The sequence below is a fragment of the Streptomyces sp. NPDC046915 genome (assembly GCF_040644935.1).
Lineage (GTDB): Bacteria > Actinomycetota > Actinomycetes > Streptomycetales > Streptomycetaceae > Streptomyces.
This window is the reverse complement of record NZ_JBEYXB010000030.1, coordinates 77,115-88,856: the sequence shown is the minus strand read 5'-3', so window position 1 is coordinate 88,856 and position 11,742 is coordinate 77,115. Positions and strand designations below refer to the sequence as shown.

The window sequence follows — 11,742 nt, the reverse complement described above, 5'->3', positions numbered from 1 at the left end:
CCGCCGCGCGGTACAGCGCGACAGCGTCGTTCCTGAATTCGGCCGGATACGGAGACTTACGTCCCACCAGGACACCTTCCCTTGGATCTGCAAGACCCATTGTCAGAGTGTCCACGCCACGGGGGTCGCCTCAAGATCACCTGACACCCTGACCGGACACTGCTCATGCCGATACGGCGAGTAACCGGGCCGCCGTCCACGCTGTGACCGCCTTTCGCTGACCGGTGGCGCGTGATTGTCCTTGCGGCGGCGGAGCGCCTCCCGCGCGGGCCATCCCTTCGGCCGGACGCGGTGATCGTGGTGATGCGGATGTCGTACCCGGCAGCAGGCCTGCGCGCCGGAGGAGTCATACGCGGTCGCACTTGTGATGACCGCGTTGCTTGCGATTGTTCTTTCGAGAACAGCGGCCTGGAGGACTCGTCCTCGGCGGATTCACCCTGGTCGGGCACTGCCCCGTACCACCGGCGCCCTGGTCGACCTGGGGCTCTTCCGCCACCGCGTGCCGGCCTGCGCTTGTGGGCATGCTGGAGGAGCTGCGGTCGGCGGGCCAAGAACCGTTCCACGGAGATCGCGGCGGGGCCGGCGTCGGCGAAGTCCGAGGGGATGCGCTCGAGAGGCAGGCGCATGGCAAAGTGCGGGTGGCTCCTGCGGGGAACCTCTGAAATGTTCAGCGCCGGCCGACGGCCCGTCGCCATGCCGAACGCCGGTCCGTCTGCCTGCCCATCGACCACCAGATCATCTGCTGCTGGTAGCGGGCGGCGTTTACGTGATCACAGGCCGGACGGCGGGAGTTCATCAGTCACCCGAATCTGCGCCCTGTGTCGTCCGAGAACAAGGCGTGCCGTAGAGGCCATGGCCTCGTCGACCATCTCGCCTCGGAAGGTCACAGCGCCCCTCCCGTCCTCCTGTGCCGCCTCGACCGCCGCTATCAGCTCTGCGCAGCGGTCCAGTTCGTCGAGGCTGGGAGAGAACACCTGGTTGATCACGGGGACATGGGAAGGGTGGATCGCCATCATCCCCTCGTAGCCGAGGGAGCGGTTCTGTTCGGCGAAGGCGCGGAGCCCCGGCAGGTCGGTGATGCGCGTCCACAATCCGCTCACCGGGCACGGCACTTCGGCTGCCCTGACGTCCAGCAGAACGCGGGAGCGCAGTGCCACCGTTTCGGTTCCCTCTGGGCTCCAGCGGTAACCGACAGCGCGTTCCACGTCGCCGCCGGGTGCGGTGAGAGCGCCCAAGTAGGCGATACGCGGGACGGCTCGGGCGATGTCGTAGGCCTCGCGCAAGCCACGGGCCGTCTCCAGCAGGGGCGTCAGGGCGACCTGTCCCGGGGACAGGCCCTGTTCCTGTTCGCACCAGCCCAGCAGCCGGTCCGCAAGCTTCACGTCCTGGGCGGAGCAGACTTTGGGGAGCACGATGCCGGCGAGGCCGGGCCGTACGATCGCGCGCAGTTCCTCGACCCCGGCCCAACCGTCCAGCGGGTTGACACGGACGAACAGCGCCATCCGTCCCGCCTGATCGGCCGGCGCGGCGGCGGCCCGCGCGATGGCGTCGGCCACCTGCGCACGGGCAGCGAGCTTGCCCGGGGCGGGCACCGCGTCCTCCAGGTCGAGGATGGCCGCGTCGGCGCCCGCCGCTTGGGCCTTGGGCAGCCAGTCGGTTCTAGTGCCGGGGACGAAGAGCAGGGAGCGCAGCGGGGGCCGGTCGACCGTTCCCGCGTCCACCTCGGCAAGCCTCTTTGAAGACGTTTCAGATGACATCGCTCTTCTCCAGGTCGGCCAGCTCGTTCTCGCTGAGTCCGAGCCACTGCCCGTAGACGAGGTGGTTGTCCTGCCCGAGGGCGGGACCCGTCCGCCAGACCCGGCCGGGCCGCTGCCGGAAGTGCGGGATCACCGCTTGCATGCGCACCGGACCGAGGTCGGGGTCATCGACGGTGACGATGTCTTCGCGTTCGGCATACACAGGGTCGGCGGCGATGTCCGCGGCGTCGAACACCCGTGAGGCCACGACTTCGGCGCGGGCGAACTCTTCGAGGCACTCGCCGGTGCCACGCTCCGCCACCCAGTTCCGCAGGCCCTCGTCCAGTTGTCCCCGCCGGTCGTGCTGTTGCCGCGCCGTGGCGAACTCCTTCTCGGGGAGTCCCAGCAGGCAGGCGATGTTGCGGACCGAGCGCAGCGTCGCGGAGGTCACCGTGATCCACTCGCCGTCGCGGGAGCGGTAGGTGTTGATCACAGCCGCGGGGGCGACCGCCAGCTGGTTGCCGGAGCGTTCGGGCACTTGTCCCAACTGGTCGTGGACGATGACCTGCCACTCGACGAGACGGTACAGGGACTCGAAGAGGGCGAGGTCGATCCACTCGCCGTCGAACCCGGGGTCGTGGTCACGGCGGTGCAGGGCGGCGAGGACGGCGTAGGCGCCCATCAGGCCGGTCACGGCGTCGCCGTGCGAGAAGCCGGTGTGGACGGGCGGGCCGTCGGGAAAGCCGGTCAGGTGGACGACTCCGCTGCGCGCCTCACCCATCTTGCCGAAGCCTGGGGCGTCCGCCCGTGACGAGGTGGCGCCGAAGCCGGAGATCTGCAGCAGTACGGCCCGGGGGTTGATCCGGTGCACGGAGTCCCAGTCGAGTCCCCAGCTGTGCAGGCGCCCGGCGCGCAGGGTGACGATGACGACGTCGGCCCAGGCGACGAGTCGGCGGGCGACGGCCCGGCCGGCCTCGTGGTGCAGATCGAGGGTGACCGAGCGTTTGTTACGGCCGGCGACCTTGAACCACAGGGGGACACCGTCACGTTGCGGCCCCATGGCGCGGGCTGCGTCTCCGGTGCCGGGGGGTTCCACGTGTACGACGTCGGCCCCTTGGTCGGCGAGCATCGAGCCCGCCAGCGGCCCGGCCACCACATGGGCGAACTCGACCACTTTCAGCCCTTGCAACTGCCCGCGTCCGGTGGTGTTCCGCTCGTCGTCCGACACCGATGTGCTCCCTCGCCCCTGCAGTTCGCCTTGGTTCCCGACCGCGTCGTCGGCGTTGGCGCAACACGGTCGTCGCGGCTCGGGTCTTCAGATTGCAGGAGCGGAGAAATGCCTGTCGAGCAACAGAAGGCCATCAATCAATGCGAAGAACGCATGGATCGGGAAGGGGTGGGTGCGTTGGGTGACCCGGGTGGCGCGGAGCCTCGGGGTCCCCTGCACACAGGCGGCCTCATGCCCAGGAGGCCCCGGGCGGAAGAGCGCGGCGCTGGAGGCGGAACTGTTCGAGCGTCTCCAGGAACCGCTCCGTCACGGTGGGGAGCGTTCGCCGGACGCGCAGCGCGATGTCCAGGCGCCGGTGCACCACGGGGTCCACGAGAGGGCGGCAGACGACGGGCCCGGCACCCATCAGCGGGAGCACGAGGGCAGGCATCGCCGACACGCCGAGCCCGGCGGCCACCAGTCCGCCCACGGTCGCGATACCGCCCGCCTCGGCCGCCGGTACCGCGTGCGCGTCGATCTGGGCGAACGCCGCATCGGTGAGCCGGCGCACGCTGGAGTCGCGCCCGACGGCCAGGAACGGCTGACGAGCCAGGTCGTCCCAGGCGATCTCGTTGCGGTCGACGAGGGGGTGGCCTTCCGGCAGCACAGCGACGAAGCGGTCCCTGACCAGGGGGCGGTGCTCCAACTGCTCGGGCGGGTTCCCGACGGTGGTGATCGCGAAGTCGGCGTCACCGGACAGGACCCGGTCCAGTACCAGCCGCTCCAGGCCGTCGAGGAGCCGTACCGCCGCCTGCGGCCGCCGCTCGCGGAAGTCGGAGATCACCTGCGGCAGGAGTACCGCGGCAACCGAGGGAAGGGTGGCCACGGCGACTGTTCCCGACTCGCCGAGCAGGAATCGCCTGAGCTCCTTCATGCCCGCCCGGTGAGCGGTGACGATCTGCTCGGCTATACGCAGGGCCTCGACGCCCGCCGCGGTCAACTGCACATTACGGGTGTCGCGTTCGAGGAGTTGGACGCCGAGCAGTCGCTCCAGGTCCGCGACCGCGCGGCTGAGCGAGGACTGGGACACGTGCATCTCCGCGGCGGCCGCGGTGAAGCTCGCAGCACGGGCGACGGCCGTGTACGCCGCCAGTTGACGCAAGGTGGTGGCCTCCATGGCCCACGAGCATAGGGCGCGCCTGCTTGAATTGATGCGCTTATCGCATGAACAGATCTCGGTTTGATGCTGGACACCGATCCGTTGGTGCTTCGAAACTCTCGCGTAACACCTCGGTCTGTCCCCGCCCAGCCCCCGCCTACCGCCGCCGAGGGTCGTCCCCGAGAAAGCGAGCGCCGCCATGCTGGCAGCCCTGGGCTTCGCCACGATCGCCGTCATACTGCTGCTCACCATGACCAAACGCGCCTCGGTGCTGGTCGCTCTGATCCTGCTTCCGGTGCTGGCGGCGCTCATCGGCGGCTTCGCGGGCGATCTGGGCGAGCTGATTCTCGGCGGGCTGTCCAAGGTGGCCCCCACCGGCATCATGATCGCCTTCGCAGTCCTGTACTTCAGCCTGATGGTGGACGCCGGGCTCTTCGATCCCCTGATCCGCGGTCTGTTGAGCGTGGCGCGGGGCGACCCGTTGCGGATCACCGTCGCCACGGCCGTCCTCACGCTGTGCGTGGCCCTGGACGGCGACGGCGCCTCCACCTTCCTCATCACCGTTTCTGCGCTGCTGCCGGTCTACAAGAGGCTCGGTATGAACCCCCTGGTGCTGTCCGGAGTCGTCTGCCTGGGCGCGGGCGTGATGAACATGATCCCCTGGGGTGGCCCGACCGTACGCGCCATGGCGGCGCTAAAACTGGACAGTTCCGAGGTCTTCAACCCCGTGCTGCCCGCGATGGGCTTCGGCATCGCCTGGGTGTTAGTGGCCTCGTACCTGCTCGGCCGCCGGGAGCGCAACCGTCTCGGCGCGCTGTCCCCGCAGGGTCCGGCCACGGACGTGCGCAAGGACGAGGACGAGTGGGACGACCGTGAACCCGCAGCTTCGACGACTGCCGCGGCTGCCGAGTCGAGCGGGCGGGCCACCACCACGGCGGCCGATGGGCACGAGCGGCAGCCCCTCCGATCCCCCGGAGACGGGCCCGGCACCGTCCGGATCCCACCGCTGCCGCGTACCTGGCTGAACATCTTCAATCTCCTGCTCACCGTCGCCCTCGTGGTCTGCCTGATTCAGGAAGTGCTGCCGCTTCCGGTGCTGTTCGTCCTAGGGTTCGCGATCGCGGTGCTGGTCAACCACCCCACCTGGGAACAGCAACAGGCGCTGCTCGACAAGCACGCCAAGAGCGTGGTCCTGGTCACCACGATGATCTTCGCGGCCGGCGTCCTCACCGGAGTCCTCAGCGGCACCAAGATGCTCGACGAGATGGCCGAGGCGCTCGTCTCCGTCGTCCCCGACTCCTTCGGGTCACACCTGCCTGTCGCTGTGGCCGTCACCAGCATGCCGCTGAGCCTGCTCTTCACCCCGGACGCCTACTACTTCGGGGTGCTGCCGGTACTCGCCGAGACCGCGAACGGGTTCGGTACGGACCCGGCCGAGGTGGCCCGGGCCGCCGTCCTCGGCCAGATGACCACGGGGTTCCCGCTCAGCCCGCTCACCGCGTCCACGTTCATCCTGGTCGGCATGAGCGGTGTGTCCCTCGGCGAACATCAGCGCTTCATCTTCCGCTGGGCGTTCGCCACCACCCTCGTCATGACCGCCGGCGCCCTGGTGACCGGCGCCTTCTCCCTGTGACCGGCGTCCCGGGCCTGAGCGGAGCCTCCGCCGGCCGCGGACTCCCGGCAGCGACCGCGATGCCGCTCGGGCCCACAACGTGCCGTCCGCTTCCGGGAGTCCGGAGGCGGGCGACCGGATCCACACAGAGGCACCTGGTCCGGGTGCCCCACCGACCGAGACGAGGACCCATGAGAGGGATCACCAGACGCACGGTGCTCACCGTCACGGCAGGTGCGGTCACGGCGCCGGCCGTGAGCACGGCGGCCGCCGCGGCCGCCGACACCACGACATCCGCATCCGAAGGACGACAGGCGGCCTGGAGACCCAATCCGGTCCTGCGAACGGACCTCGTCACGCGGGTGACGCCGAGGAACAACTGGCTGGTGACAGCCGTCGCCATCCAGTACTCGCATCGCATCGACTTACGCGGCGGGGCCATCCCGCCCTCCGCCTTCCAGGTGAACGCCACTGTGGGAGGGCGGCGGACAGCGGCTCGCACGGTGACCCGGGTCTACTCGAACACCGCCGCCGAAGTGGACGACCGATCCGACCCCGGACGGCCGGGGGACCGTCTGATCGTCGAGCTCGACCCGAACGACTCCAATGCGCGGGCCGCCGGCACCGATCCCCTCCCGCTCGACCGCGCCTACTCCGTCAGACAGGTCGCGGACGTGCGCACCCCGGGAGGTGAACCGGTGCTCAAGGCTGGTCCGTTCGCGAGCCGGAACAACGACATCATCACTCCCGTGGTCGACGACTTCGCCGCCGGCTCCTTCACCGACTCCGCGGGTTTTGAACTGGACTTCCGGCTGTACCAGCCCGAGGGATTCGTACGCGATCCTCACAGGCGCACGCGGTACCCGCTCGTCGTCACCCTGCACGGCGGTGGCGAAGTCGCGGACAACAACATGACCCAGCTCACTGCCAACCGGATCGCGGTCACGTTCGCCGAACCGGAACGACAGCGCCGCAACCCCGCGTTCGTCCTCTCCCCGCAGATCCCCCTGCCCCGTCCCATGGACGGGCCCGACGGCACGGACTGGACCGACGCCAAGGTCCAGGCCGCGCTGATCGAACTCATCGACACCTTTGTGAGCGAGCACGCCCGCAGCGTGGACACGGACCGGCTCTATGTCGTCGGCCTGTCCTCAGGCGGGCGTGGTATCTACAGCCTGCTGGCGAAGCGACCCGAGGTGTTCGCGGCGGCCCTGCCCACGGCCGGCTGGGGCGACGCGGCCGCCATGGAGAGGATCAGGCACATTCCGATGTGGGCCGACCACTCCGTCGACGACCCGGTCGTCCCTTACCGGGAGGGCCGGTTCGGCAAACCCGGCACCTGGACACTGATGAACGCGCTGGAGACCGCCGGTGCACCGGTCAGCCGCGGGGAGTGGGCCAACGGTCTGCCGAAGGCGCAGTTCGAGGCCCGGTCGCGGGAACTCCTCCGGCAGGCCCGGGCCGCGCGCAGTCACGTCCTGTTCACGAGCTATACGCCCGGAACGACACCGGTGAACCCGCACTTCGCATGGGCCCAGACGTACGAGAACGACGTGGTCATCGACTGGCTCTTCGAACAGTCCCGGTAGTCGGCCGCACGTGGCGGTCACCCGGTCCACCACCGTGGCGGACACAACCCGGAGACCGGCAGAAAAAGTCGCTTGCCGTCGTCCGCCGTTAGCCCGATCCGCCCTCTCAAATCCGTCCATCAGACGAGGAGCCCGCATGGAGCTCAATCGCACATCGATACGACGTTGCAGGAGAGGCCGGTTGCGCCGCGCGGCCCTGGTCGCGGGAGCGAGCGCGGTGCTCCTTGCCGCGGGCACGGTCGTGGCCCCCGGCGCCTCGGGCGCGGGCGACGCCCGGGTCACCGTCAGCGTGTCTCCCCGCGTGGCCGCCCTCATCGCCCGGATGTCGCTTGACGAGAAGTTGTCCTTCGTCCACGGAGGCACCGATCCCCGTGCGCTCGGCCAGGCCGGATACATCCCCGGGGTTCCCCGCCTCGGCATCCCCGAGCTGCGGCTCACCGACGGTCCGGCGGGCGTACGGGTCAACGCGCACGCCACCGCGATGCCGGCGCCGGTCGCGCTCGCCTCGTCCTTCGACGACCGACTGGCCCGTACGTTCGGCCAGGTCGTCGGACGTGACGGCCGTGCGCTCGGCCAGGACGTCCTGCTGTCACCGATGACGAACATCATCCGGGTGCCGTACGCGGGGCGGAACTTCGAGACCTTCAGCGAGGACCCACTGCTCAGCTCCCGCATGGTGTCCGGCGAGATCGGGGGCGTTCAGAGCCAGGGCCTGATCGCCACCGTCAAGCACTACGCGGAGAACAACCAGGAAGACAACCGCATGGGGGTGAACGTCAACGTCGACGAGCAGACCCTGCGTCAGATCGAGCTGCCCGCCTTCGAGGCCGCAGTCAAGGCCGGCGCGGGTGCGGTGATGTGCTCGTACAACTCGGTGAACGGCAGCCACGGCTGCGGCAGTCACGAACTGCTCAACTCCATCCTCAAAGAGCAGTGGGGCTTCCAGGGCTGGGTCATGTCGGACTGGGGTGCGGCCCACGCGACGACCGACATCGTGAACGGCCTCGACCAGGAGATGCCGAGCGGCGTCTTTCTGGGCGACGAACTGAAGTCCGCGATAACGAACGGCACCATTCCGGTCTCGAAGCTGAACGACTCGGTCGCCCGCATCCTGGGCCAGATGAACAAATTCGGTCTCCTCGACGGCGCCGCGGGCCGGCGGCCCGCACGCGACCCGAAGGGCGGAGCCAAGATCGCGCAGAAGGTGGCCGAATCCGGCTCGGTCCTGCTGAAGAACACCGGCAAGGCGCTACCGCTGACCGGCAAGAACACCAGCATCGGACTCATCGGCCCGACCGCGAAGACGCCGAAGGTCACCGGCGGCGGCAGCTCCCATGTCGTACCGGACTCCGCGGCCTCGCCGCTGGCCACCATCACGCAGCGGGCCGGCCGGAATGCCACGGTGCGCTACGCGGCCGGCGTCGACAGTACCGGAGCCCCCATTCCCGCGACGGCCCTCAGCCCCGCCTTGCCGGTCGGCTCGGACGGCACGATCACCGTCACACCGGACGCCTCCTTCGACTACACCGGCACCCTCACAGTGCCGGCCGACGGCGACTACTCCTTCGTCTACGACCTTCCCGCCGCGTACGGCACGCTGAAGATCGACGGCAGCAGCGTCATCACCGGCTTCCTGGGCTCCAGCAGCGCCACGGTGCACCTCACGGCGGGAACGCACAGCTTCACAGCCGGCGCCCTCGCGATCCAGGGCGCACCGGCCAAGATCCGGCTGAACTGGGTCACCCCGCAGGCCGCGCGGGCCGCCCGGGAGCAGGCCGTGGCCCTGGCCCGCCAGGTGAAGACCCCCATCGTCTTCGCCTACGACGACGGTACCGAGGGCTTCGACCGGAAGAACCTCTCCCTGCCGGCCGACCAGAACGGGCTCATCTCCGCCGTCGCCCACGCCAACCCGAACACGATCGCCGTCCTCAACACGGGATCGTCGATCACCATGCCGTGGCTGTCGAAGGTCAAGGCGGTACTCGACACGTACTACCCCGGGGAAAACGGGGCGGAGGCCACCGCCCGGCTGCTCTACGGCGACGTGAACCCGTCGGGCAAGACCACGCAGACCTTCCCCGCGAGCGAGTCCGTCACACCGGTCGCCGGCGACCCGCTCAGGTACCCCGGAGTGGACAACCAGGAGAACTACTCCGAGGGCGTCTACGTGGGCTACCGCTGGTACGACAAGGAGAAGGCCGCCCCGCTGTTTCCCTTCGGCTACGGCCTGTCGTACACCTCCTTCGTCTACCGCGACCTCGCGGTCCGGCAGAGTCACGGCGAGTTGACCGTCTCGTTCACCCTGAAGAACACCGGCAACCGCGACGGTGACGAGGTCGCCCAGGTCTACGTCGGTGCGAGCCCGAAGACCACCGCGCCCCAGGCGGTGCGCTCGCTCGGCGGTTACCAGAAGGTGCGTCTGCGCGCCGGTCAGTCGAAGACCGTACGCATCCGGGTCGACGCACAGCAGTTGAAGTACTGGAACTCGTCCTCCCACTCCTGGGTGCTCGGCACCGGGCACCGGGAGGTGTGGGTCGGCTCCTCGTCACGGACGCTCACCCTGCACGGCGGCGTCGACGTCACCCGCTGACCGTCCGGCTCGCAACATCGGCCGGGTGACGAGCGGCGTCTGATGCCGGGCCGGCCCCGGCCCGGCTCCCTGCCCCCACCAGCAAGGGTGCCGGCCGCACCGATGCGGCCGGCACCCGGCCAGAGAGGTCCCCATCCATGACTGCCAGCAGAATCCGTACTGTCCTGGGCGGCGCGTTGGTCATGTCCCTCGCCGTCGTCGGGCTGCTGCCCGCGACGGCGTCCGCGAGTGCGCCGACCGTGGTACCCACCGACAAGGGCGCCGTGCGCGGCGCCACCTCGAACGGCGTCGAGAGGTTCCTGGGCATCCCCTACGCGGCGGCGCCCACCGGCGCCCTGCGCTGGAAGCCGCCGCAGCCCACGGCGCGGTGGACCGGTGTTCGGGAGGCGGCCGACTTCGGCAATCCCTGCCCCGTACTGCCCAGCGGCAACGGACCGCGCAGCGAGACCGAGGACTGCCTCGACGTCAACGTGTGGCGGCCGTCGGGCGTGCGGGCCGGCGCCCGTCTTCCGGTGCATGTCTTCATCCACGGCGGTGGCCTGACCAACGGCAGCGGCTCGCAGAACGACGAGTCGAAGCTCGTCAAGGAGACGGGTGTCATCGGCGTCTCGCTCAACTACCGACTCGGCGCCTTCGGCTTCCTCGGCCTGCCCGCCCTCACCCAGGAGGGCGGCGAGTCCGGCAACTACGGGTTCATGGACCAGCAGGCCGCGCTGCGCTGGGTGCAGCGCAACATCGCCGCCTTCGGCGGGAACCCCGGTGAGGTCACCATCGACGGCGAGTCCGCGGGCGGCTGGTCCGTCTGCGGCCATCTGGTGTCGCCGGGCTCGCGCGGGCTGTTCACCCGCGCCATGATCCAGAGCGGCTCCTGCCCCAGCGGGCCGCAGGCCCGGGCGGAGGCCGCCGGGACGGCGTTCGCCCGGCAGGCGGGCTGTGACGGCCCGGACCGGGCGGCCGTCCTCGACTGTCTGCGGTCGGTTCCGGCGGGTACGCTCCTCGACGCGAGCCGGACCTTCTCGGCCGGTTTCGTGGACGGGACCCCGACGTTCCCGACCAAGGTAGGCGAGGCGCTGGACAGCGGGGAGTTCACCCGTGTGCCCGTGGTCGTCGGTGCCACCCGTGACGAGGGCCGCACATTCGCCGCGGGCTACATAGGCGCGGGCAAGGAGGCCTACCTCGCCTTCGTCCAGGGCATCGCCGGCGCCCGCGCCGACGAGGTCCTCGCCCGTTACCCCTGGCCGGACACGTCCGACCGGTACACCGCGGCGTACCTGGTCGGCGGGATCATGACCGACTCGGGGATGATCTCGGGGATCGGCGGGTGCGGGCTCCGCTCACTCGCCCGGACCCTCGAGCGGTACACCCCCACCTACGCGTACGAGTTCGACCACCGGACCGGCCCCGGCCTTACGCAGATCCCCGGCTACGTCTGGGGGGCCGGCCACGCCGCGGAACTCGCCTACATCTGGCCCAGCTTCAACAACGGCACACCCATTGCCCCGCTGTTCAACGCCGACGAGCGCCGGCTCGCCCGCGAGATGACGCGGTACTGGGGCGCGTTCACGAAGACCGGCCGGCCGTCCGTCGCCCGGCAGACGGCTTGGCCCGGCTATCACAGGGGCAAGGGCCTGATGCTGTCGCTGCGGGCAGGGGGCAGGAGTGCCCTGATCGACGATGACCGGTACTCGACGGAACACCAGTGCGCGTTCTGGGACACGATGCCGGGCACACAGCACCCCTGAGGAGGGCGGGGGCTGGAAAAACGGAGCATCAGCCACCGCGCCAGCCCCCGTCCCTGCTCAGGGAGCGTCAGGGACCACAGAGGGACCGCAAGGACAGGAACCAACCG

The 11,742-nt window shown here is 69.8% G+C and carries 7 protein-coding genes; 4 read left to right on the top strand and 3 right to left on the bottom strand.

Annotated features, from left to right (window positions below):
• Positions 1 to 770: 770 nt before the first annotated feature.
• From ABZ915_RS43700 to ABZ915_RS43690, 3 genes are all read right to left on the bottom strand, one after another.
• Entirely contained in the window at positions 771 to 1,721 is a 951-nt protein-coding gene (locus ABZ915_RS43700) for a CoA ester lyase (RefSeq protein ID WP_361815414.1), read from the bottom strand.
• A 25-nt stretch (positions 1,722 to 1,746) separates the two neighbouring features.
• Positions 1,747 to 2,964, bottom strand: coding sequence for a CoA transferase (locus ABZ915_RS43695; RefSeq protein ID WP_361815412.1), 1,218 nt, complete (start codon positions 2,962 to 2,964; stop codon positions 1,747 to 1,749).
• Positions 2,965 to 3,193: 229 nt separating this feature from the next.
• A complete protein-coding gene (locus ABZ915_RS43690; RefSeq protein WP_361815409.1) occupies positions 3,194 to 4,120 on the bottom strand; it encodes a LysR family transcriptional regulator in 927 nt (308 codons plus the stop codon).
• Positions 4,121 to 4,301: 181 nt separating this feature from the next.
• On the opposite strand from ABZ915_RS43690, the gene ABZ915_RS43685 reads away from it, so the two are divergent.
• From ABZ915_RS43685 to ABZ915_RS43670, 4 genes are all read left to right on the top strand, one after another.
• On the top strand, positions 4,302 to 5,735 hold the full coding sequence (locus ABZ915_RS43685; protein WP_361815406.1) for a citrate:proton symporter: 1,434 nt from the start codon (positions 4,302 to 4,304) through the stop codon (positions 5,733 to 5,735).
• A gap of 170 nt (positions 5,736 to 5,905) precedes the next feature.
• The gene (locus ABZ915_RS43680; protein WP_361815403.1) at positions 5,906 to 7,303 is read left to right on the top strand and encodes a PHB depolymerase family esterase; all 1,398 of its coding nucleotides are present in this window, start codon (positions 5,906 to 5,908) and stop codon (positions 7,301 to 7,303) included.
• Between the two features lie 181 nt (positions 7,304 to 7,484).
• Complete coding sequence (locus ABZ915_RS43675) at positions 7,485 to 9,893, top strand: glycoside hydrolase family 3 C-terminal domain-containing protein (protein WP_361815400.1); 2,409 nt, start codon at positions 7,485 to 7,487, stop codon at positions 9,891 to 9,893.
• 137 nt (positions 9,894 to 10,030) lie between these two features.
• Complete coding sequence (locus ABZ915_RS43670) at positions 10,031 to 11,635, top strand: carboxylesterase family protein (protein ID WP_361815397.1); 1,605 nt, start codon at positions 10,031 to 10,033, stop codon at positions 11,633 to 11,635.
• Positions 11,636 to 11,742 lie beyond the last annotated feature (107 nt).

Coding starts and splice junctions, on each gene's coding strand:
- ABZ915_RS43680 (WP_361815403.1), top strand. CDS start 5,906: ATGAGAGGGATCACCAGACGCACGGTGCTCACCGTCACGGCAGGTGCG.
- ABZ915_RS43685 (WP_361815406.1), top strand. CDS start 4,302: ATGCTGGCAGCCCTGGGCTTCGCCACGATCGCCGTCATACTGCTGCTC.
- ABZ915_RS43690 (WP_361815409.1), bottom strand. CDS start 4,120: ATGGAGGCCACCACCTTGCGTCAACTGGCGGCGTACACGGCCGTCGCC.
- ABZ915_RS43670 (WP_361815397.1), top strand. CDS start 10,031: ATGACTGCCAGCAGAATCCGTACTGTCCTGGGCGGCGCGTTGGTCATG.